This window comes from Variovorax sp. P1_H2 (assembly GCF_056405295.1).
In genome coordinates this window covers 40,907-62,755 of record NZ_JBFUCJ010000022.1, presented here as the reverse complement: position 1 = coordinate 62,755, position 21,849 = coordinate 40,907, and the positions used below count along the sequence as shown (strand labels likewise).

Annotated in this window: 21 protein-coding genes; 9 read left to right on the top strand and 12 right to left on the bottom strand. The window is 67.9% G+C overall.

The genetic code is table 11. From position 1 onward, the window contains the following. Nucleotides 1-2: 2 nt before the first annotated feature. From AC1D2E_RS10685 to pncB, 3 genes are read right to left on the bottom strand one after another with little or no spacing between them, the layout of a single operon-like run. Nucleotides 3-989, bottom strand: coding sequence for a 2-hydroxyacid dehydrogenase (locus tag AC1D2E_RS10685; protein WP_478197376.1), 987 nt, complete (start codon nucleotides 987-989; stop codon nucleotides 3-5). Nucleotides 990-991: 2 nt separating this feature from the next. Continuing rightward, nucleotides 992-2,419, bottom strand: coding sequence for a sodium:proton antiporter (locus AC1D2E_RS10680; protein WP_478197375.1), 1,428 nt, complete (start codon nucleotides 2,417-2,419; stop codon nucleotides 992-994). Further along, entirely contained in the window at nucleotides 2,419-3,636 is a 1,218-nt protein-coding gene (gene pncB, locus AC1D2E_RS10675; protein WP_478171939.1) for a nicotinate phosphoribosyltransferase, read from the bottom strand. Before pncB ends, AC1D2E_RS10680 begins: the two co-directional genes overlap by 1 nt. Before the next feature lie 188 nt (nucleotides 3,637-3,824). Between pncB and AC1D2E_RS10670 the strand changes: the two genes are divergently transcribed. Then, nucleotides 3,825-4,058, top strand: coding sequence for a CsbD family protein (locus tag AC1D2E_RS10670; RefSeq protein ID WP_478197374.1), 234 nt, complete (start codon nucleotides 3,825-3,827; stop codon nucleotides 4,056-4,058). 83 nt (nucleotides 4,059-4,141) lie between these two features. Here the strand turns inward: AC1D2E_RS10670 and AC1D2E_RS10665 are convergent, their stop codons facing one another. Both AC1D2E_RS10665 and AC1D2E_RS10660 read right to left on the bottom strand, forming a co-directional pair. Beyond that, a complete protein-coding gene (locus tag AC1D2E_RS10665; protein ID WP_478197373.1) occupies nucleotides 4,142-4,576 on the bottom strand; it encodes an acyl-CoA thioesterase in 435 nt (144 codons plus the stop codon). Further along, nucleotides 4,573-5,511 carry a histone deacetylase family protein gene (locus AC1D2E_RS10660; RefSeq protein WP_478197388.1) on the bottom strand — a complete coding sequence of 313 codons (939 nt, stop codon included), beginning with the start codon at nucleotides 5,509-5,511 and terminating at the stop codon, nucleotides 4,573-4,575. The genes AC1D2E_RS10665 and AC1D2E_RS10660 overlap by 4 nt, the downstream gene beginning before the upstream one ends. Before the next feature lie 167 nt (nucleotides 5,512-5,678). On the opposite strand from AC1D2E_RS10660, the gene AC1D2E_RS10655 reads away from it, so the two are divergent. Together AC1D2E_RS10655 and AC1D2E_RS10650 are read left to right on the top strand one after the other, a co-directional pair. After that, nucleotides 5,679-6,236: a phasin family protein gene (locus AC1D2E_RS10655; protein ID WP_478171942.1), complete on the top strand. Its 558-nt coding sequence runs from the start codon at nucleotides 5,679-5,681 to the stop codon at nucleotides 6,234-6,236. Between the two features lie 121 nt (nucleotides 6,237-6,357). Beyond that, nucleotides 6,358-7,116, top strand: a complete 759-nt coding sequence (locus AC1D2E_RS10650; RefSeq protein ID WP_478197372.1) for a 3-hydroxyacyl-CoA dehydrogenase — start codon at nucleotides 6,358-6,360, stop codon at nucleotides 7,114-7,116. Here AC1D2E_RS10650 and AC1D2E_RS10645 read toward each other — a convergent pair. Continuing rightward, nucleotides 7,064-8,038 (bottom strand): YihY/virulence factor BrkB family protein, encoded by a 975-nt coding sequence (locus AC1D2E_RS10645; protein ID WP_478197371.1) that lies wholly within the window; start codon nucleotides 8,036-8,038, stop codon nucleotides 7,064-7,066. The two genes, AC1D2E_RS10650 and AC1D2E_RS10645, sit on opposite strands and share 53 nt — an antisense overlap. A gap of 81 nt (nucleotides 8,039-8,119) precedes the next feature. On the opposite strand from AC1D2E_RS10645, the gene dnaG reads away from it, so the two are divergent. The 4 genes from dnaG to AC1D2E_RS10625 all read left to right on the top strand — a co-directional run bounded on the left by dnaG (nucleotide 8,120) and on the right by AC1D2E_RS10625 (nucleotide 15,372). Then, the gene (gene dnaG, locus AC1D2E_RS10640) at nucleotides 8,120-10,075 is read left to right on the top strand and encodes a DNA primase (RefSeq protein WP_478197370.1); all 1,956 of its coding nucleotides are present in this window, start codon (nucleotides 8,120-8,122) and stop codon (nucleotides 10,073-10,075) included. A 291-nt stretch (nucleotides 10,076-10,366) separates the two neighbouring features. Then, nucleotides 10,367-12,679, top strand: coding sequence for an RNA polymerase sigma factor RpoD (rpoD, locus tag AC1D2E_RS10635; RefSeq protein ID WP_478197369.1), 2,313 nt, complete (start codon nucleotides 10,367-10,369; stop codon nucleotides 12,677-12,679). An 82-nt stretch (nucleotides 12,680-12,761) separates the two neighbouring features. After that, a complete protein-coding gene (locus AC1D2E_RS10630) occupies nucleotides 12,762-14,000 on the top strand; it encodes a multidrug effflux MFS transporter (RefSeq protein ID WP_478197368.1) in 1,239 nt (412 codons plus the stop codon). 244 nt (nucleotides 14,001-14,244) lie between these two features. Further along, the gene (locus AC1D2E_RS10625) at nucleotides 14,245-15,372 is read left to right on the top strand and encodes an HPP family protein (protein WP_478197367.1); all 1,128 of its coding nucleotides are present in this window, start codon (nucleotides 14,245-14,247) and stop codon (nucleotides 15,370-15,372) included. Here the strand turns inward: AC1D2E_RS10625 and AC1D2E_RS10620 are convergent. Further along, nucleotides 15,317-16,276, bottom strand: a complete 960-nt coding sequence (locus AC1D2E_RS10620) for a LysR family transcriptional regulator (protein WP_478197366.1) — start codon at nucleotides 16,274-16,276, stop codon at nucleotides 15,317-15,319. The genes AC1D2E_RS10625 and AC1D2E_RS10620 overlap by 56 nt on opposite strands. Before the next feature lie 77 nt (nucleotides 16,277-16,353). Between AC1D2E_RS10620 and AC1D2E_RS10615 the strand changes: the two genes are divergently transcribed. Then, nucleotides 16,354-17,055, top strand: coding sequence for a DsbA family protein (locus AC1D2E_RS10615; protein WP_478197365.1), 702 nt, complete (start codon nucleotides 16,354-16,356; stop codon nucleotides 17,053-17,055). After that, nucleotides 17,052-17,669: an NAD(P)-dependent oxidoreductase gene (locus AC1D2E_RS10610; protein WP_478197364.1), complete on the top strand. Its 618-nt coding sequence runs from the start codon at nucleotides 17,052-17,054 to the stop codon at nucleotides 17,667-17,669. The genes AC1D2E_RS10615 and AC1D2E_RS10610 overlap by 4 nt, the downstream gene beginning before the upstream one ends. A 125-nt stretch (nucleotides 17,670-17,794) precedes the next feature. Here the strand turns inward: AC1D2E_RS10610 and AC1D2E_RS10605 are convergent, their stop codons facing one another. From AC1D2E_RS10605 to AC1D2E_RS10585, 5 genes are read right to left on the bottom strand one after another with little or no spacing between them, the layout of a single operon-like run. Further along, nucleotides 17,795-18,187, bottom strand: coding sequence for an SRPBCC family protein (locus AC1D2E_RS10605; protein ID WP_478197363.1), 393 nt, complete (start codon nucleotides 18,185-18,187; stop codon nucleotides 17,795-17,797). Between the two features lie 4 nt (nucleotides 18,188-18,191). After that, the gene (locus AC1D2E_RS10600; RefSeq protein ID WP_478171987.1) at nucleotides 18,192-18,896 is read right to left on the bottom strand and encodes an ABC transporter ATP-binding protein; all 705 of its coding nucleotides are present in this window, start codon (nucleotides 18,894-18,896) and stop codon (nucleotides 18,192-18,194) included. 1 nt (nucleotide 18,897) lies between these two features. Then, nucleotides 18,898-19,728 (bottom strand): ABC transporter ATP-binding protein, encoded by an 831-nt coding sequence (locus AC1D2E_RS10595; protein ID WP_478197387.1) that lies wholly within the window; start codon nucleotides 19,726-19,728, stop codon nucleotides 18,898-18,900. A 5-nt stretch (nucleotides 19,729-19,733) separates the two neighbouring features. Then, nucleotides 19,734-20,789, bottom strand: coding sequence for a branched-chain amino acid ABC transporter permease (locus AC1D2E_RS10590; RefSeq protein WP_478197362.1), 1,056 nt, complete (start codon nucleotides 20,787-20,789; stop codon nucleotides 19,734-19,736). Next, entirely contained in the window at nucleotides 20,789-21,661 is an 873-nt protein-coding gene (locus tag AC1D2E_RS10585) for a branched-chain amino acid ABC transporter permease (protein WP_478197361.1), read from the bottom strand. Before AC1D2E_RS10585 ends, AC1D2E_RS10590 begins: the two co-directional genes overlap by 1 nt. Nucleotides 21,662-21,849 lie beyond the last annotated feature (188 nt).

Sequence of the window (21,849 nt, the reverse complement as noted above, 5' to 3'; positions counted from 1 at the left end):
GCTCAGCGCGCTGCCAGCACCGCTGGATTCAGCGGCGTGACCGGCTTGCCGTCGACCAGGAAGCCGATCAGGTTGTCGACCGCCAGGTCGGCCATGGCGCGCCGCGTCGGCACGGTGGCGCTGGCGATGTGCGGCGTCAGCACGACGTTGGGCACGGTGAGCAGGTCCGGATGCACCTTGGGCTCGCCCTCGAAGACATCCAGGCCGGCGGCGGCGATGCGGCGCTCGCGCAGGGCGGCCGCGAGTGCCGCATCGTCGACGATGCCGCCGCGCGCGATGTTGACCAGGGTCGCGGTCGGCTTCATCAGCGCCAGCTCGGCGGCGCCGATGGTGTGGTGCGAAGCCGCCGTGTAGGGCACCACCAGGACCACGTGGTCAGAGGTCTTGAGGAGCTCTTCCTTGCTCACGTAGCGCGCCTTGCACTCGGCCTCGAGCGCGGCATCGAGCCGCGAGCGGTTGTGATAGATCACGTTCATGCCGAAACCGAGCGCACCGCGCTTCGCGATGCCCTGCCCGATGCGTCCCATGCCGATGATGCCGAGCGTCGACCCATGGATGTCGGAGCCCGAGAACATGTCGTAGCTCCATTTCTTCCACTTGCCGGCGCGCAGGAAATGCTCGCTCTCGGCGATCCGCCGGGCGGTCGCCATCAAGAGCGCGAAGCCGAAGTCGGCCGTGCTCTCGGTCAGCACGTCCGGCGCATTGGTGGCGAGCACGCCGCGCGCGGTCATGGCGTCGAGGTCGAAGTTGTTGTACCCCACCGCCATGTTGGCGCAGATCTTCAGCTCGGGACAGGCCGCCAGCAGCGCGGCATCGATGCGCTCGCTGCCGGTGGTGAAGACGCCCTGCTTGCCCTGCAGCTTTTCAATCAGCTGGGCCGCGCTCCAGTCCTCGTCAGCCTGGTTGGACTCGACTTCGAAGTGCGCCTGGAGCCGCGCGAGGGTCTCGGGGAAGATCGAACGGGCGACGAGGACTTTGGCTTGGGTCATGGTCAACGGAAGAAGATGAAGGTGGAAAGGATGAACAAGGGGATCAGGATTGCGCCCGACCACAGCATGTAGCCGAAGAAGCTCGGCATGCGCACGCCGCGGCTCTCCGCGATGGCCTTGACCATCAGGTTGGGCGCGTTGCCGATGTAGGTGTTGGCGCCCATGAACACGGCGCCGGCCGAGATCGCCKCCAGCGTCGTCGCGTAGGTGGTCATCAGCGCCTGCGGGTCGCCGCCGGCGGTGTTGAAGAACACCAGATAGGTCGGCGCGTTGTCGAGAAAGGAGCTCAGGATGCCCGTGGCCCAGAAGTACATCGCCGGATCGGGCTGGCCATCGGGCCGGGTCACGGCCGCGACGACGGCGCCGAAGGGGCCGCCGAGGCCGGCCTTGAGCATCGCGATCACCGGCACGATGGTCRGGAAGATGCCCGCGAACAGCTTGGCCACTTCGATCATCGGGCCCCAGCCGAACTGGTTGTCGGCGTGCACCTTGGCGGCGGTGAGCTTGAGCGACAGCAGCGTGATCGCCACCAGCCCGACATCGCGCACGATGCCCGGCAGGCCGACCGGCGTGCCATGGACATCGAAACCGATGGAGGACTTCCAGATGCCGCTGAGCAGCACCAGGAACAGCACGCCGCCCAGCAGCCAGAAATTGACCACGCCGTCGAAACCGACGCCGCGGGTGTCGGGCGTCGGGTCGAAGGGCGCGACGCCCTCGTGCCTGAAGTACCAGCGGTCGAGCGCATAGAACAGCGCCAGCAACGCACCGACCACGAACAGGGTGTCGGGGAAGATGTTCTTCGCGGTCCAGAAGAAGTCGACGCCCTTCAGGAAGCCGAGGAACAGCGGCGGATCGCCCAGCGGCGTCAGCGAGCCGCCGACGTTCGACACGATGAAGATGAAGAACACGACCACGTGCACCTTGTGCTTGCGGTTGTCGTTGGCGCGGATCAGCGGCCGGATCAGCAGCATCGAGGCGCCCGTGGTGCCCATCAGGCTCGCCAGCACCGCGCCGATCGCGAGGATCGCGGTGTTGAGGCCCGCCGAGCCGTGCAGGTTGCCGCGGATGTGGATGCCGCCGGCCACCGCGAACAGGGCCGCGAGCAGGATGATGAACGGGATGTACTCGGCCACCAGCGCATGCACCAATTGCGCCCCGGCCTGCGGGGCGCCGTAGATCGCCCCGAAGGGCAGCAGGAAGGCCAGCGACCAGGCCGCCGACACCTTGCCGTAGTGGTGGTGCCAGAACGACGGCGCCAGCAGCGGCAGCAGTGCGATCGACAACAGGATGCCGGCGAAGGGCAAGCCCCACAGCGGCGACAGGCTGCCGCCATCGAATTCGGCGGCGGCGGCCAGCGCCGGGAAGGCCATCGTCAAGGCGCCGGCCGTCAGCAGCCGCAGCCATCGGCTCGGAAACCGCGCCCCCATCACGCGGCGGGCTGCGCGATCTCGAACACCTGGCGCAGGTAGGCCAGGTAGCGTTCGTCCTCGCACATGTTCTTGGACGGCGTGTCCGAGAGCTTGGCCACCGGCTGATCGTTGCAGCGAATCATCTTGATCACGATCTGGAGCGGCTCGTAGCCGAGGTCGTTGGTGAGGTTGGTGCCGATGCCGAAAGCCAGCTGGCAACGGCCGCGGAACTGCTGGTAGAGCTCGATGGTCTTGGGCACGGTGAGGCCGTCGCTGAAGATCAGGGTCTTGGTCAACGGGTCGACGCGATTGGCGATGTAGTGGGCCAGCATGCGCTCGCCCCACTGGAACGGGTCGCCGCTGTCGTGGCGCGCACCGTCGAAGAGCTTGCAGAAATAGAGGTCGAAATCGCGCAGGAAGGCGCTCATGCCATAGACGTCGGACAGCGCGATGCCGAGGTCGCCGCGGTATTCCCGGGCCCACGACTCGAAGCCGAAGACCTGGCTATCGCGCAGCCGGGGGCCCAGGGCCTGGCAGGCCTGCAGGTACTCGTGCGCCATGGTTCCGAGCGGGATCAGGCCGAGCTTCATCGCGTACAGCACATTGCTGGTGCCGGCGAGCTGCGGCAGCTTCGCGCTCGCGTGCAGCGGCGCCGGCGCGGTGACCGCGCCGAGGCGGCTGGACAGCGTGCGCAGGACTTCCTCGTGCCAGTCCTTGGAGAAGCGCCGGCGCGTGCCGTAGTCGGCGATCTTGAGGTCGGCCAGCCGGTCGTCCTGCAGCTGGGCGATCTTGGTCTCGAGGCGGCGCCGGCCCTCGGCCAGGTCGGGCTGCGGCTGGGTGTTGCGGAAGTACACCTCGTTGACGATCGCCAGCACCGGGATCTCGAACAGGATGGTGTGCAGCCACGGCCCCTTGATGCTGATCTCGAGGTCGCCCGAGGGCTGGGGAACGATGTCGATGTACTTCTCGTTGAGCCGGAACAGCCCGAGGAAGTCGACGAAGTCGCTCTTGATGAAACGCATCGATCGCAGGTAGCTCAGCTCGGGTTCGCGGAACTGCAGAGAACAGAGATGCCGCACCTCCTCGCGGATCTGCACCGCGAAGCGCGCCAGGTCGATTCCGGGGTTGCGGCACTTGAAGCGGTACTCCACGCGCGCGCCCGGAAAGTGGTGCAGAACCACCTGCATCATCGTGAACTTGTAGAGGTCGGTATCGAGCAGGCTGTGAATGATCATGGTGCGGCGCGCTGGTCTCCGGATTTCGGGTGTGCGTTCGATTATCACGGGCCGCGTCGGCAAGTGCCTACGAGCCCTTCCCCGGGCGTCCTACCGTGCCGCCGACAGTCCGCCGCGACAGTGGCTTCACGCCGGTGGGCGAGTGTTCCGACCGGCGAGCAACCATCTGAACCTGAAGGAGATACGCCATGAACACGGACACCGTCGAAGGCAACTGGCAGCAGTTCAAGGGCAAGATCAAGGCGCAATGGGGCAAGCTGACCGACGACGATTTCGACGTCATCGCCGGCCAGCGCGACCAGCTGCTGGTCCGCATCCAGCAGCGCCACGGCATCAGCCGCGAAGAAGCCGAAAGACAGGTCGCCGACTGGGAGCGCCGCGATGGCCGCACGCCCGCCGCGATCTGGATGGAGCGGGTCTGAAGGGCAAGGCTGAGATCGAGGGCGCCCTCAGCGGCCCGGCGAAGCCGGTTCCGCGAGGGCCCCCGAACTGACAGGGGGTGTTCTCATAGGAGGTCGTCGATGACTGCCTGCAGGGCCGCCGGCAACTTGACCGGGCGCCGGGTCGCCCGATCGACGTACACATGGACGAAGTGCCCTTGCGCCGCCGCCGTTTCGGCCCCTTCGGCGAACAACGCGATGTCGTAGCGCACGCTGGAGCTGCCGGCCTGCGCCACCCGGATGCCCGCCTCCACCGTTTGCGGGAAGGCCAGCGGGGCGAAATAGTTGCACTGGGTCTCGACCACGAAGCCGATCGTCGCGCCCTGGTGGATGTCCAGCGCGCCGCGCTCGATCAGCAGCGCGTTCACCGCCGTGTCGAACCAGGCGTAGTAGACGACGTTGTTGACATGGCCGTACATGTCGTTGTCGGCCCAGCGCGTCGGGATGCTGCGGAACGCGCGGTAGCTGCCACGGGAATGGGGGGTCGGTCGAGCGCTCATGGCGGGGCATTTTGCCAGCGCCGCCAGTACGCCAAGGCCACCCTGAACGTGCCCAGTTGAACCTGCACCGTCTCGGAAATATCGCTGGCATAGCCGCCGGCCATCGCGAAGGCCAGCGGCAGCCGGCGCTGCCAGGCGTAGTCGAAGACCCGCCGGTCGCGCGCCTCGAGGCCGTCGAAGCTCAGCTTCAGGCGCCCCAGCCGGTCGCGCTCGAAGGGATCGGCCCCCGCCAGATAGATGATCAAGCCTGGGGTGAAGCGCCGCTCCAGTTCGTCGAGCGCCTGCTCCAGCGCGCTCAGGTAGTCGGCGTCGCCGCAACCATCGGGCAGTTCGACGTCGAGGTCGCTCGCCTCCTTGCGGAACGGAAAGTTCTTCTGCCCATGCAGCGACAGCGTGAAGACGCTGGGGTCGTCCCGGAAGATGCTGGCCGTGCCGTTGCCCTGGTGGACATCGAGATCGATCACCGCGACCTTGAGCGGCGGCCGGGCCCGCCGCCCCTGCTCGGCCTGCATCAGGCGCGCCGCCACCGCCGCATCGTTGAAGACGCAGAAGCCGCCGCCCTTGCCCGCACTCGCGTGGTGGGTGCCACCGGCCATGTTGGCCGAGACGCCCTCCGCCAATGCGTTTCGGCAGGCCGCAATGGTCGCGCCGGCCGAACGGCGCGAGCGCTCGACCATGGCCTCGCTCCACGGAAAGCCGATCTCGCGCATGGCGGCGGGAGCCACGCTGCCTTCGCTGATCGCGGCGATCCATTGCGGCGTGTGCGCCAGCGCCAGCTCGCCGTCGCTGGCGCGCGGCGCCTCCATCATTCGCACTTCGGGCAATTGCGCCTCGAGCCGTTCGCGCAGCATCGCGTAGCGCCCCATCGGGAAGCGGTGGCCGCTTGGAAGCGGCAATACGAACTGGCCGGAATTGAATGCACGCATGCGGAACATTCTCATGGACAGGTTTTAGAAAGCGCGTTCTAAATTGCTGCGACGCAACAAAAACCCCTTGTCCCAAACGCGTGGCTGCCTATACTTGAGCCCATGCTGCACCGCAACAAAAGTAAAGGGGCAGCTCAAGCGTGAATCTACCTTTTCAATTCAACTGGAGCACCCACATGGCCCTCACCGCCGACCAAATCATCTCTTCGCAAAAAGCCACCCTCGAAACGCTGTTCGGCCTGACCACCAAGGCATTCGAAGGCGTCGAAAAACTCGTCGAACTCAATGTGACCGCTTCGAAGGCCGCCCTGACCGAAGCCGCCGGCACCAGCCAGGCCCTGCTGAGCGTCAAGGATGCGCAAGAACTGATGTCGCTGCAAGCCAGCCTGTTCCAGCCCCTGGCCGAGAAGACCGCCGCCTATAGCCGTCACCTGTACGACATCGCCCAAGGCACCAGCGCCGAGTTCACCAAGGCTTTCGAATCCAAGGCCGCTGAAGCCCAGCAAGCCTTCGTCGGCCTGGTCGACAGCGCCGCCAAGAACGCCCCGGCCGGTTCGGAAACCGCCGTCGCCGTGATGAAGAGCGCCGTGGCTGCCGCCAACAACGCTTTCGAATCGGTGCAAAAGGCTGTCAAGCAAGCTTCCGACGTCGCCGAAGCCAACTTCCAGGCCGTGTCGACCACCGCCGTGAACGCAGCGAAGAGCACCGCTCAAACCGCGACCCGCAAGCGCTGAGCTAGCATTGTCTCCTTGGGTCCTTCGGGATCCAATTCAGGGCCTCGTCTTCGGACGAGGCCTTTTTTTTGCGCCCGAGTCGGGTCTTCGATAATGGCCGCCACACCATTTGGAGATTGGCATGGAAATCAACGGCAAGGTTTTTATCGTGACCGGCGGCGCTTCGGGCCTCGGCGAAGGCACGGCGCGCATGCTGGCGGCCCACGGCGGCAAGGTGGTCGTCGCCGACATGCAGGCGGACAAGGGCGAGGCCGTGGCGAAGGACATCGGCGGTGTCTTCGTCAAGTGCGACGTCAGCCAGGAGGCCGACGGCCAGGCCGCGGTGGCGGCGGCGCTCAAGCTCGGCAAGCTGGTCGGGCTGGTCAACTGCGCCGGCATCGCCCCGGCCGAGAAGACCGTGGGCAAGAACGGCCCGCACGCGCTGGCGGTGTTCAGCAAGACCGTCACGGTCAACCTGATCGGCAGCTTCAACATGATCCGCCTGGCGGCCGACGCGATGGCGAAGAACGAGCCCGAAGCCACCGGCGAGCGCGGCGTGCTGATCTCGACCGCCTCGGTGGCGGCCTACGACGGCCAGATCGGCCAGGCCGCCTACAGCGCCTCGAAGGGCGGCGTGGTCGGCATGACCTTGCCGATCGCCCGCGACCTGGCGCGCAGCGGCATCCGCAACATGACCATCGCCCCCGGCATCTTCGGCACGCCGATGCTGTTCGGCATGCCGCAGGAGGTGCAGGACGCGCTGGCCGCGAGCGTGCCCTTCCCCTCGCGCCTGGGAACGCCCGAGGACTACGCCAAGCTGGCCAAGCACATCATCGAGAACGACATGCTCAACGGCGAGGTGATCCGCCTCGACGGCGCGATCCGCCTGGCGCCCCGCTGACCGGCTCGACGCCGCCGAGGGCGCCGTCGGCGGCTTCATCGGGCTTGAGGCTGCCGGTGCGCTCCAGGCGCTCGAACTGCGCGATCACCTGAGCGCCGAACAGCACCAGCGTGGCGGCGATCTCCAGGCTCAGCAGCACCACGATCGCGGTGGTGAGCGAGCCGTAGACCACGTTCACCTGCGACAGCGTCGCGAAATAGAACACCAGCACCCGCCGCGTGACCTCCCACAGCAGGGCCGCCGTCACGCCGCCGATCAGCGCGTGGCGCAGCCGCAGCCGGCCGACCGGCATCACGAGGTAGAGCGAGGTCAGCATGAAGATCTCGCCCCCCAGCCCCAGCAGGTACAGCAGCACRCCCGAGACGCCCGACAGCGACCAGCGGTAGCCCAGCAGTTCGACGCTCTCCTCCCCGATCACCTGCAGCGCGCCCGACACCAGTGTGACCAGCAACAGCCCGATGCACAGGCACAGGATGTAGATATAGGGCATCACGACCGAGATCAGGAAATGGCGCGAGTGGTCGGCCTTGCGGTGGTGGAAGATCACCGCCATGGCGCTCTCGAGCACCGTGAAGGCCAGCGAGCTGAAAAAGATCATCGTCACCAGCAGCACCGGCCCGAGCACGTCGGAATGGGTCAGGAAGTTCGACAGCTCGGCGACGATCGCCTGCGACTGGCCCGGCAGCAGCCAGGCCAGGTAGCGCCCGACCGCGCCGAGCAGCGCCTCCTGCTCGATGAAATGCGACAGTGCGATGACGCTGACGATCAGCAGCGGCACGATCGACAGCAGCGCGTAATAGGCGACCGCGCCGGCCAGCAGCAGACCGTGGTTGGCCTTGAAGCTCTTGAGCGCCTGCCAGGCGAAACGCAGCGGGTGGCGCAGCACGGGGCCGATCGGGTGGGTGACGGAATGGCGGATCATTCGGTGCTTTCGGGCCATCGGTGGGTCGGGCGGCCGATGCGGGCCTGGCGGCTTGCGTATCATTTGGAGTTCCGAGCCTACATGACCATCCCCGCCTCTTTCATCCAGGAACTGATCGCACGCGCGGACGTGGTGGAAATCGTCGGACGCTACGTCCAGCTCAAGAAGGCCGGCGCGAACTTCATGGGCCTGTGCCCCTTCCACGGCGAAAAATCACCCTCTTTCTCGGTCAGCCCGACCAAGCAGTTCTATCACTGCTTCGGCTGCGGCGTGCACGGCAATGCGATCGGCTTCCTCATGGAGCACGCCGGCATGGGCTTCGTCGAGGCGGTGCACGACCTGGCCGGCCAGTACGGCCTGCAAGTGCCCGAAGACGACGCCTCGCCCGAGGAGCGCGCCCGCGCCGCCGGCCAGCGACAGAAGCAGGCCACGCTGACCGAAGTGCTCGAGAAGGCCGGAGAGGCCTACCGCAAGCAGCTGCGGCAGTCGCCCGGCGCCATCGAGTACCTCAAGGGGCGGGGCGTCTCGGGCGAGGTCGCGAAGCAGTTCGGCATCGGCTACGCGCCGGCCGGCTGGCGCTCGCTGGCCAGCGTGTTTCCGGACTACGACGATCCGCTGCTGGCCGAAAGCGGCCTGGTGATCGTCGGCGAGGCCAATGACGACGGCGACGGCAAGCGCTACGACCGCTTCCGGGACCGCGTGATGTTTCCGATCCGCAACGTCAAGGGCGAGTGCATCGGCTTCGGCGGCCGGGTGCTCGGCGACGAAAAGCCCAAATACCTGAACTCGCCCGAAACACCGGTCTTCAGCAAGGGGCGCGAGCTGTACGGCCTCTACGAAGCCCGCGCCGCCTTCCGCGACCGCGGCTACGCGCTGGTCACCGAGGGCTACATGGACGTGGTGGCGCTGGCGCAGCTGGGCTTCCCGAACGCGGTGGCGACGCTCGGCACCGCCTGCACGCCCGAGCACGTGCAGAAGCTGTTCCGCTTCACCGAATCGGTGGTCTTCAGCTTCGACGGCGACGCCGCCGGCCGGCGGGCCGCGCGCAAGGCGCTCGACGGCGCGCTGGCCTACGCCACCGACGTGCGCAGCATCAAGTTCCTGTTCCTGCCCGCCGAGCACGATCCCGACAGCTTCATCCGCGAATTCGGCGCCGACGCCTTCGCGCGCTTCGTCGCCGAGGCCACGCCGCTGAGCCGCTTCCTGATCGAGGCCGCGCGCGAAGGCTGCGAACTGTCGACGGCCGAGGGCCGCGCCCACATGGCCAGCAACGCCCGGCCGCTGTGGAGCGCGCTGCCCGAAGGCGCGCTCAAACGCCAACTGCTGGCCGAGATCGCCGCGCTGGTGCAGCTCGGCACCCAGGAACTGGGCGAGCTCTGGGCGCCGGCGGCACCGCGCCCGCCGGCCCCGGCGCCGGCCCGGTCGGCACCGGCCTCTTCCGAGATGTCCGAAGCAGACTGGGCCAGCCGCGACCAATGGTTCGACGAACAGGCGCGCCACGGTCCGGAGAAGAAGCGCTTCAAGTCCTTTCGCCAGCCGGCGCCACCTCGCCCGCCCCCGGGCGGCCGCCGCCTGCCGACCAGCCGGGCCGACGTCGCGGCGCGGCTGGTGTTGTCGAACCCGGCCGAGTGGGAAGCGCTGTCGCATGAGCTTCATGCCCTGCTGTGCGACCTGCCCGGCGAGCACGGGCAGTTGTTCGCCTGGCTCGACAGCCAGTCGCACGAGCATGGGGTCCAGCCCTGGGCGGCGCTGCGCGAGGGCCTGCGCGGCCTGGCCTTCGAGTCGCTGGCGGTGCGGGTCATGACCGGCCCGGACGGCGGCCCGATCGGCGACGCCGAAGGCGAACAGGCGGCCGACGCGGCCCGGGAGCTGCGCAACGTGCTCGATTACATGCTGGACGACCTGCTCAAGGCCCAGCAGAGCGAGGCGATCGCGACGGTGGGCAGCGATCCGCGGGCGCTGGAGCGCTACAAGGCGCTCGAGGCGCGCCGGCTGGAGTTGCGAAATCGCCTCAGGCCGAGCACAAACAGTGCTTGAAAAACGAGCGCCGCGCTATAATGTAAGGCTTAGCTAGACGCCAGCCAGCGTCTGGTAACAAGGCAAGAGCGACAGCAGCACCTCCGGGCCGACCCCAAGCGCAATGCACTTCCCGACGGGAAACGGGTCAATACACCGCAAGGACTGCACACCAAATGTTCGCCCGACATCTTGCCTTTTGACGGCTGCCAGGGGGCTCGCGTTCCCTCAGCCGCAGTGTTTGTGCTCCTGCCTGCGCCGGGTTCGAGGCGCGTGTGATTCCGCTTGGTCCATCTTGTTGTACGAGGTCGTATGCCCAGTTCAAAGAAGCCTGCCGTGTCCGCTGCCAAGAAGCCCGCTGCAGAAAAACCGTCGAAGACCGCCGCGCTGCAGGCAACCAAGACGGGTGCCGTCGCCTCCAAGGCGTCAGCAGCTACGAAAGTGAAAACCGTGCCCACCAAAACGACTCTCTCCGCCGAACCCACCACCGCCAAGCCCGCCGCCAAGAAAGTGGGTCGCCCGCCCAAGGCTGCCGGCACCACCACCACCGGCGCCAAGCGCGGCCGCAAGCCGAAGGCCGGCAACGAGTCGGCGGGCAGCGACATCGACCTGTCCGACATCGAAGACGAGCTGGTCGGTGAAGAACCGGCGGCCACGACGACCGAGGAAAAGGTCAAGCCGCTGCGCATGAAGATCAGCAAGGCGAAGGAACGCGCCTTGATGAAGGAGTTCGGCCTCGACGAGACCGTGCTGTCCGAAGAAGACCTGGCCAAGCGCCGCTCGCGCCTGAAGACCCTGATCACGCTGGGCAAGACCCGCGGCTACCTGACGCACGGGGAAATCTCCGACCACCTGCCCGACAAGCTGGTCGACGCCGAGACCATGGAAGTCGTGGTCACGATGCTCAACGACATGGGCGTGGCCGTCTACGAGCAGACGCCTGACGCCGAGACCCTGCTGCTGAACAACACCGCCCCGACCGCCACCACGGTCGAGGAAGCCGAGGAAGAAGCCGAAGCCGCGCTGTCGACCGTCGACAGCGAGTTCGGCCGCACGACCGACCCGGTGCGCATGTACATGCGCGAGATGGGCACGGTCGAGCTGCTCACGCGCGAAGGCGAAATCGAGATCGCCAAGCGCATCGAAGGCGGCCTGATGGCGATGATGGAGGCCATTTCGGCCTCGCCCGCGACCATCGCCGAGATCCTGCGCCTGGGCCAGGAAATCCGTGACGGCAAGGTCGTCATTTCGACCATCGTCGACGGTTTCTCGAACCCCAACGAGGCCGACGACTACGTGGCCGAGGAAGACTTCGACGAGTTCGACGAGGAAGACGACGACGACGGCAAGGGCGGCTCCAAGGCACTGACCAAGAAGCTGGAAGAACTCAAGCGCGACGCGCTCGAGCGTTTCGACCGCATCGCCGCTCTGTTCGAGAAGGTCCACAAGATCTACGACAAGGAAGGCTACGGCACGCCGGCCTACGAGAAGGCGCAGCACGCCCTGTCCGAAGAGCTGATGACGATCCGCTTCACCGCGCGCACGATCGAGAAGCTGTGCGACCTGGTGCGCACCCAGGTCGACGACGTGCGCAAGAAGGAGCGCGAGCTGCGCCGCATCATCGTCGACAAGTGCGGCTTCCCGCAGGAAGACTTCATCCGCGACTTCAGCGGCTACGACAAGAACGGCAACCGCGTGGCCTCGAACCTGCTGAACCTCAAGTGGGTCGAGAAGCAGGCCGCCGCCGGCAAGCCCTGGAGCGCCGTGCTGGCGCGCAACATTCCGCCGGTGCAGGAACTGCAGCAGCGCCTGACCGACATCCAGTCGCGCGTGGTGGTGCCGCTGACGCAGCTCAAGGACATCAACAAGCGCATGAACGAAGGCGAATCGTCTTCGCGCGATGCCAAGAAGGAAATGATCGAGGCCAACCTGCGCCTCGTGATCTCGATCGCCAAGAAGTACACCAATCGCGGCCTGCAGTTCCTGGACCTGATCCAGGAAGGCAACATCGGCCTGATGAAGGCGGTCGACAAGTTCGAATACCGCCGCGGCTACAAGTTCTCGACCTATGCGACGTGGTGGATCCGCCAGGCGATCACGCGTTCGATCGCCGACCAGGCGCGCACCATCCGCATCCCGGTGCACATGATCGAGACCATCAACAAGATGAACCGCATCAGCCGGCAGCATCTGCAGGAGTTCGGCTTCGAGCCCGACGCCAGCATCCTGGCCGCSAAGATGGAGATYCCKGAAGACAAGATCCGCAAGATCATGAAGATCGCCAARGAGCCGATCTCGATGGAAACMCCSATCGGCGACGAYGACGATTCGCACCTGGGCGAYTTCATCGAGGACAGCASCAACACSGCRCCGMTCGAGGCCGCGATGCAGGCSGGCCTGCGCGACGTGGTCAAGGACATCCTCGACAGCCTGACGCCGCGCGAAGCCAAGGTGCTGCGCATGCGCTTCGGCATCGAGATGTCGACCGACCACACGCTGGAAGAAGTCGGCAAGCAGTTCGACGTCACGCGCGAGCGCATCCGCCAGATCGAGGCCAAGGCGCTGCGCAAGCTCAAGCACCCGAGCCGCTCCGACAAGCTGCGCAGCTTCATCGATACGCTGTAGGCTCGCTCCAAGCAGGACAAAGAAGGCGCCTTCGGGCGCCCTTCTTTTTTCAAGAACACGAAGAATCGACCGGAGACCCCCCATGAACCCCGAAGCCGACAAACTCTGGCGCGCGCCGCGCTGGGCGCTGGCCGTGCTGCTGGCGGTGCTCGGCATGCTGGGCCCGTTCTCGATCGACACCTACATCCCGGCCTTCTCGGGCATTGCGCGCTCGATCGGCGCCACGCCGGGCGAGATGCAGCAGACGCTGTCGGCCTACCTGTTCGGCTTCGCCTTCATGAACCTGTTCCACGGCGCGCTGTCGGACAGCTTCGGCCGCCGGCCGGTGGTGCTGTGGGGGCTGGCCGTCTTCACGCTCGCCTCGCTGGGCTGCGCGCTGTCGCAGACCATCGGCCAGCTGGTGCTGTTCCGCGCCCTGCAGGGCCTGTCGACCGGTGCCGGCATCGTGGTCTCGCGGGCGGTGATCCGCGACATGTTCCCGCCGGCCGAGGCGCAAAAGGTGATGTCGCAGGTGACGATCTATTTCGGCATCGCACCGGCGATCGCGCCGATCGTCGGCGGCTTCCTGTTCGTCCACCTCGGCTGGCACAGCATCTTCTGGTTCCTGGTCGGCGTCGGCGTCGTGCTGTGGGTCGCCAACTTCAAGCTGCTGCCCGAAACGCTGCACAAGGACCATCGGCAGCCCTTCGAGGTGCGGCACCTGATGCGCGGCTACTGGGACCTGTGCTCCGACCCGCGCTTCCTGCTGCTGGCACTGGCCAGCGGCGTGCCCTTCAATGGCATGTTCCTGTACGTGCTGGCCGCGCCCGCCTTCCTCGGCGAGCACCTGGCGCTGGCACCGACGCAGTTCTTCTGGTTCTTCATCCTGACGATCGGCGGCATCATGGCCGGCGCCTGGACCAGCGGCCGGATGGCCGGCAAGGTGGCGCCCAAGCGCCAGATCCGCGACGGCTTCGTGATCATGCTGGCCACCTCGGTCCTCAATGTCGCCGCCAACGCGCTGTTCACGCCGCACGCCGCGTGGGCACTGTGGCCGCTGGCCGTGTTCGCCTTCGGCTGGGCGCTGATGGTGCCGGTCGTCACCCTGCTGGTGCTCGACCTGCACCCCGAGCGCCGCGGCATGGCCTCGTCGCTGCAGGCCGTGATCGGCTCGACCGCCAACGGCATCGTGGCCGGCGTGGTCGCGCCGCTGGTGATGCACTCCACGCTGGCGCTGGCCGCCACCTCGCTGCTGATGCTGGGCGTCGGGCTGGTGGCCTGGGTCTGGCTGCACGGACGCTGGCCCGAGATCGGCCGCCGGGTCGCCGGCGAGGCTGCCTGATGACGCCCACCCCCGTTGCTTGCTCACTTCGTGTAGCCGCCTCCGAGTCGCCTCCGGAGGTGGCGGCTCTTCGGGGCCGTCCGAGCCTGCGCAGGCAGGCTCGGAGCCGCGGCCCTCAGCCCCTCAAGGGGGCAACACCAGCGGCCCGGCAAAGCCGGTTCCGCGGTGTTCCTGGCCTCGGGCAGCGACGACTTCATGCGCCGCGCGCCACGCCCACGCCCCGGCCCCGAGAAAAAACGAAGTGATGCGGACCGAAAACCTGCGGAGTTTCGCGCGCGCATGGTTGCCGGCCCGGGCGGCGGTCGATGGGCGCGAACGCCTGCGCGCGGTCGCGGGCGCAGCGCTCGGACTGCTGTTCACCGGGCTGGCTTGCGAATGGCTGGCCGGCGGCAGCGGCTGGCTGATCGCACCGCTGGGCGCCAGCGCGGTGCTGGTGTTCGCGCTGCCGGCCAGCCCGCTGGCGCAACCCTGGCCGGTGATCGGCGGCAATACCCTGGCGGCACTGGCCGGCGTTGCCTGCGCCCGCTGGCTGCCCGCGGACACGGTCTGGGCCGGCGCACTGGCGACCGCACTGGCCATCGGACTCATGTTCACGCTGCGCTGCCTGCACCCGCCGGGCGGCGCCGTGGCGCTGCTGGCCGTGCTCACGCACCGGGCGGAACTGCCCTTCGCGCTGCTGCCGGTGCTGGCCGACTCGCTGCTGCTGGTGCTGGCCGGCGTGGCCTACAACAGCCTGACCGGCCGCCGCTATCCGCACGTGCAACTGGCGCCGCGCCAGCCGGCGGCCGATGCGCGCTTCAGTTCGGCCGACATCGACGCCGTGCTGGCGCGCTACAACCAGGTGCTGGACATCAGCCGCGACGACCTCGAATCGCTGATCCGGCAGACCGAGATGGAATCCTGGCGCCGGCGGCTCGGCACCGTGCGCTGCGCCGACATCATGTCGCGCGACCTGGTGGTGGCCGAGTTCGGCATGCCCCTGCAGGAAGCCTGGACGCTGATGCACGAACGCCGCATCAAGGCTTTGCCGGTGACCGACCGCACGCGCCGGGTGGTCGGCATCGTCACGCAGGCCGACTTCTTCAGACAGATCGACCTGCAGCACCACGAGGGCATCGGCGGACGGCTGCGCGACTTCATCCGCGCGACCCGCAGCGTGATGTCGAGCAAGCCCGAAGTGGTGGGCCAGATCATGACGCGACAGGTGCGCGTGGCCAGCGAGGACCGGCCGCTGGCGGAGCTGGTGCCGCTGTTCTCCGAAGGCGGACACCATCACATCCCGATCATCGACGGCCAGCGCCGGCTGACCGGAATGATCACGCAGTCGGACTTCGTGCGCGCGCTCTACCGCGCGGTCGGTCCGGAGAACTAGGTTCCGGCGGCGGCCAGTGGGCCGGGTCGGCGAAACGGGCCGCCAGGAAATCCAGCAGCACCCGCAGCGACACCGGCATCTGGCGGCGCGAAGCGTAGACGCCGTAGACGCCCAGGCCTTGCGGCACAAAGCCGGGCAGCAGCGCCACCAGCCGGCCCTGCGCGATCGGGCCGCTGGCGGAATAGACCGGCTGCATCGCGATGCCGGCCCCTTCGACGGCCGCCGCCAGCAGCACCTGCGATTCATTGGCGCTCAGGTTGCCGCTGACCGGCACCGCGATGCGCTCTTCGCCATGGTCGAACTGCCACAGGCTCTTTCCGAAGTAGGAATAGGTCAGGCAGTTGTGCAGCGCCAGGTCCTGCACGCTGCGCGGCATGCCATGCGCGGCGAGGTACGCAGGCGAGGCGCAGACCACCGAGGCGCAATGGCCCAGCGGCCGGGCGATCAGGTTCGGATCGAGCTCGTTGGTGATGCGGATCGCCAGGTCGATGCGCTCCTCGACCAGGTTCACCGGCCGGGCGTCGATGTGCAAGTCGATCGCGGCTTGGCGGTGGCGGCGCAGATAGTCGGCCACCGCCCCGGCAAGAACATCCTGGGCCAGCGACTGCGCACAGGCCACGCGCAGCAAGCCGCGCGGTTCGTCCGCGCAGGCACTGGCGGCCGTCGCCATTTCCGCAGCGACCTCGAGCATGCGACGGCAACGCGCCAGCGTTTCCTCGCCGGCCTCGGTGAGGCTGAGCCGGCGCGTCGTGCGATGCAGCAGCCGCGCGCCGGCCCACTGCTCCATCTGCGCTAGGTAGCGAGTGACCATGGCCCGCGACATGTCGAGCGCCTCGGCGGCGGCGCTCATGCTGCCGCGCTCGGCAATCCGCACGAAGACTTCGGCGGCCGTGATGCGGTCCATATTCGATCGATCCAAGCAACAAACCATTGCATGCTAAGCGGTTTTTCGATCGGATCAAGAAACGTACGATCCAGGCCATGTCGGAACCGAACCCCCTCCCCCCGCGCGCGACGCTGCACTACGTCTTCGATCCGCTGTGCGGCTGGTGCTATGCCGCGGCGCCGCTGATCGAGGCCGCGCGCGGTGTGCCGGCGCTGGCGATCGAATTCCACGGCGGCGGCATGCTGACCGGCAGCAACCGCCGCGCGATCACGCCCCAATGGCGCGACTACGTGATGCCGCACGACCGCCGCATCGCCGAACTCAGCGGGCAGCCCTTCGGCAGCGCCTATTTCGACGGGCTCCTGAACGACACCRGCGCGATGCTGGACTCCGCGCCGCCGCTGACGGCGGTGCTGGTGGCCGAAGCCGAAACCGGCCGCGGGCTGGACATGATCCACCGCGTCCAGCAAGCGCACTACGTCGAAGGGCGGCGCATCGCCGACCCCGGTGTGCTGCGCGCGCTGGCTGCGGACCTGGGCCTCGACGCCGCGGCCTTCTCCGACGCCTTCGACTTCACGGCCGGCGAGCCGACCCAGCGCCACATCGTCGACAGCCGCCGCTGGCTGGCCCGGATCGGCGGACAAGGCTTCCCGACCCTGGCGCTGGCCACCGCCGACGGCCGGCTGACGCCGCTGGAGGCCGGCCGCTGGCTCGGTCGACCCGAAGCCTGGGTCGCACACCTCGAGGCCCTCCTTTTGCAACCCCTCTCACCCACGTCACCCAAGGAACTCCCATGAGCAAGATCGCCCTTCTCGGTATCACCGGCCGCGCCGGTTCACGCATCGCCAACGAACTGCTGGCGCGCGGCCACAGCGTGACCGGCATCGCGCGCAAGGTCGACGGTGTCGAAGCCCGGCCCGGCCTGACCGTCAAGGCGGCCGACGCGAACTCGGTCGACGCTCTGGTCCCGCTGCTGCGCGGACACGACGCCATCGTCAGTTCGACCCGATTCGCCGGCGGCACCGATGCCGCAACCCTGATCGCCGCGGCCGGGCAAGCTGGCGTGCCCCGCTTGCTGGTGGTCGGCGGCGCCGGCAGCCTCGAGGTCGCGCCCGGCGCGGCGCTGATCGATGCGCCGGGCTTCCCCGACGCCTACAAGGCCGAGGCAGCGGCCGGCGGCGTGATGCTGGCCGCGCTGCGCTCGGAAAAGGACCTCGACTGGACCTTCCTGTCGCCCTCGGCGATCTTCGAGCCGGGCCAGCGCACGGGACAGTTCCGCATCGGCGGCGACAGCCTGCTGAGCGACGCCTCCGGCAAGAGCTGGATCTCGATGGAGGACTACGCGATCGCGTTGGTCGACGAGATCGAATCGCCGAAGCACTCCCGCCAGCGCTTCACCGTGGGGTATTGAGCACACCCCCAAGGTTGGCCTCACTTCGTGTGGCCGCCCACCCCCTTGCAGGGGGCGCCGCGCTGCGGCCCGGCGAAGCCGGTTCCGCCGCGGCTCCCGTGAAGAGCGCGTGGCGGAGGCTGGACTCAAGCTTCCAGGGTCTTCTTCATTGCCTGCATGCCGGCCGCGATCATGCCGGCAATGGGCGCCGCCATCTCGTGCGGCATCAGGTCGGCGATCCAGACCAGGCGGCTGTGCGTCGGGTCTTCGGCGATCACCTGCAGCGATGCGTTGTGGTGCGTGAGGCGGCCGCCGCTGGCGGACCAGACCAGGCGCCGCGCCGCGTCGTCGCAGTCGACGATCAGCTCGCGCACCACCATGCCGTTGCCGAAGGTGACGACCCGCGTGTCGCCTTCGAGCCGGCAGTCGGTCACGAAGCCCGGCACCAGCCGGCGGTGGATCTCGCCGACGTCGCGAACCGCGTCCCAGATCTTCTCGGCGCCCGCCGCGACCTGGATTTCCTGTCGAATCGATGCCATGGCATTACCTCCCGACGCCCAATAACCGCTCCAGCACCTCGGGCTGCGCCTGCAGCGTGGCCGCATGGTCGGCATGCACCACGGTGCCGTGGTCCAGCACCACCGCCTCGTCGGAGATCGCCAGGATCGCCTGGGGATGCTGCTCGACGATGATAGCGGCCAGGCCCTCGTCGCGGGTGATGCGGCGGATCGCGCGCAGCAGTTCCTCGACGATGATCGGCGCCAGCCCTTCGAGCGGTTCGTCGAGCAGCAGCAGCGTCGGGTTCAGCACCAGTGCACGGCCGACCGCGAGCATCTGCTGCTCGCCGCCCGACAGCTGCGTACCCAGGTTGCCCTTGCGCTCCGCGAGCCGTGGGAACATCTCGTAGACGCGCTGCGGGTTCCACTTGCCCGGCCGCTCGACCGCCGTGAGGTTCTCGTGCACCGTCAGCGACTTGAAGATGTTTCGCTCCTGCGGCACCCAGCCGATGCCGGCCGCCGCGCGCAGGTGCGGCGAGAGCTTGTGCAGCGCGGCGCCGCCCAGCGTGATGCGGCCACCATGCTGGCGCGTGGCGCCGGCCAGCGTATTGATCAGCGTGGTCTTGCCGGTGCCGTTGCGCCCCAGCAGCGCCAGCGTCTGGCCCTCGCCGAGCGCCAGCGCGACGTCGTGCAGCACCACGGCCTCGCCGTAGCCGGCGCTGAGGTTCTCGATGCGCAGCAACTCAGACATGTCAGGCCTCCCGCCGGGGCGCCCCAAGGGAGGCCTGCGCCCCCTCGGGGGGTAGCGAACGAATGTGAGCTTGGGGGTCCACATCACCTCCATGGCCCAGATAGACCTCCTTGACCTTCGGATCGTTGGCGATCGTGTCGGGGTCGCCTTCGGTCAAGAGCGTGCCGTTGACCAGCACCGTCATGCGGTCGGCGAAACTGAACACCAGGTCCATGTCGTGCTCGATCAGGAGCACCGAGACGTCGGCCGGCAACGCCGCCACGGTCTCGAGCAGCTCCTCGCGTTCGCCGGCCGGCACGCCGGCCACGGGCTCGTCGAGCAGCAGTACGCGGGGCTCGCAGGCCAGCGCGATCGCGATCTCGAGCAGGCGGCGCTTGCCGTAGGCGAGATGCCGCGTCTGCTGCTGCGCGACGTCGGCCAGGCGGAACTGCTCGAGCAGCTGTCCGGCCCGTTCGGCCACTGCCTTCGACGACCCGAGCGGCCGCCACCACTGCGCACCGACACCCGCGTGCTGGGAGACCACCAGCACCAGCGTCTCGAGCGGCGTCATCGAGTCGAAGAGCTGATTGATCTGGAAGGTGCGGACCATGCCGCGCGCGACCCGGCGATGCGGCGCCAGCCGCGTGATGTCCTCGCCCTCGAGCACGATGCGGCCTTCGGTGGGCGTGAGCACGCCGGTCAGCAGGTTGATCAACGTGGTCTTGCCGGCGCCGTTGGGGCCGATCAATGCATGCCGGGCACCGCGCCTCAAATTGAGCGAGACATTGTTGGTGGCCGTGATGCCGCCGAAGCGCATCACCAGGCCGGTGGCGGAGAGCACCGTATCGTTCATCGCGCTCATGGCCGTGCCGCCTTGCGGGCGCCGAACCAGGTCCAGGGCTTGAGCAGCCGGTCGCGCCCGACCAGCACCAGCAGCACCAGGATCAGGCCGATCCAGAACATCCAGTACTGCGGCGTGACGGTCGACAGCGTGTCCTGCAGCAGCTTGAAGACGATCGCGCCGGCGATGCCGCCGTAGAGCCAGCCGACGCCGCCGATCACCAGCATCAGCACCACGTCGGCCGAGCGGTCGAAGGCCAGCACGTCGAGCGAGGCAAAGCCGGTGGTCTGCGCCAGCAGGGCGCCCGCAGCGCCCGCAACGGCCGCCGCCACGGTGTAGATCACGGCCAGCCGCGACACCACGGGAATGCCGATCGCCATGGCGCGCAGCCGGTTGTCGCGGATCGCCTTGAGCGTGGCGCCGAAGGGCGAATGCACCAGCCGGCGCATCAGCAGGAACAGCAGCAGCATCACCGAGAGCGAGTACCAGGCCGCCGTGCGGCCGAGGAGGTCGAAGTCGAAGAAGCCCAGCACCGGCCCCAACACCACGCCCTGCAGGCCGTCGGCGCCGCCGGTCAGCCCGTCGAGCTTGTTGGCCAGTTCGAGCAGCAGCAGCGCGGTGCCCAGCGTGACCATCAGCCGGGTCAGGTCGCTGCCGCGCAGGATGGTGACGCTGGCGATGGCGCCGAGCACCGCCGACAGCGCGATGGCCACCAGCAGGCCGATCGTCGGATCGGGCATCACGTGCTTGGCGAACAGCGCCGCCGTGTAGGCACCGAAGCCGAAGAAGGCCGCGTGGCCCAGCGAAACGATGCCGGTGTAGCCGAGGATCAGGTCGAGCGACATGGCGAACAGCGCGACGATGGCGATCTCGTTGATCATCAGCGCATGCGAGGGCATGGCCAGCGGCAGCACGAAGGCCAGCGCCCAGAGCGCGTATTCCCAGGGCCGCCAACCCGCCTTCTTGAGCAAGAGTTGCTGGAAGGACTGTGCCCCCACGCTCGGCACTCGCGTGTCCTCGCTGCCCCCCGAGGGGGCCTTCGCGCCTTGGGGCGGCCCGGCGTCGCTCATCATCACTTGCCCCCCTTGCGCGTGAACAGGCCCTGCGGCCGCCACATCAGGATCAGGATCATCAGCAGGTAGACCGTGAAGGCGCCCATCTTCGGGATGAAGTACTTGCCCGCCACGTCGGCGACGCCGAGCAGCAGCGCCGCCAGCAGCGGCCCGGTGATCGACGAGGTGCCGCCGACCGAGACCACGATGAGGAAATAGATCATGTACTTGAGCGGGAAGGTCGGATCGAGTCCGAGGATCTCGGCGCCGAGCGCACCGCCCAGGCCGGCCAGCCCCGAGCCCACCGCGAAGGTCAGCAGGAACACCACGTTGACATTGATGCCCAGGCCCGCCGCCACGCGCGGGTCATCGACCGCGGCACGCAGCCGGCTGCCGAAGCGCGTCTTCGAGAGGATCAGTTGCAGCACCACGGTGAGCAGCGTGCAGACCGCGATGATGAAGATGCGGTAGTGGCCCATGCCCAGCAGCAGCGCGCCGTCGCCGATCTCGGTGCGGCCGCGCAGCCATTCGGGCAAGTGGATGTTCTGCTGCGAGGAGCCGACGAAATAATCGACCGCGGCCACCGCCATGAAGGCCAGGCCGATGGAGAACAGCACCTGGTCCAGGTGCGACTTGCCGTACATCGGCCGGTAGAGCGTGCGCTCGAGCAGCGCACCCGCAGCGCCGACGACCACGAAGGCCAGCGGCAGGCACAGCAGGAAAGGCACGCCCAGCTTCTGCATCGCGAATACCGTGAGATAGCCCCCGGCCATTGCGAAGGCGCCGTGCGCGAGGTTGATGAAGTTCATCAGGCCCAGCGTCACGGCCAGGCCGACCGCGAGCACGAACAGCAGCATGCCGTAGGCGATGYCGTCGAAAAGAATAGTTAACAAGGCTCGCCCCCAGCTTGCCCGCACTTCGTGTCGGGCGCACACCCCCTGCCGGGGGCAACACCAGCGGCCCGGCAAAGCCGCATCCGCGGTAGCACTGTTGCTCGCCCCCAGGTTGGCTCACTGCGTGTAGCCGCCCACCCCCTGCCGGGGGCAACACCAGCGGCCCGGCAAAGCCGGTTCCGCGGTGT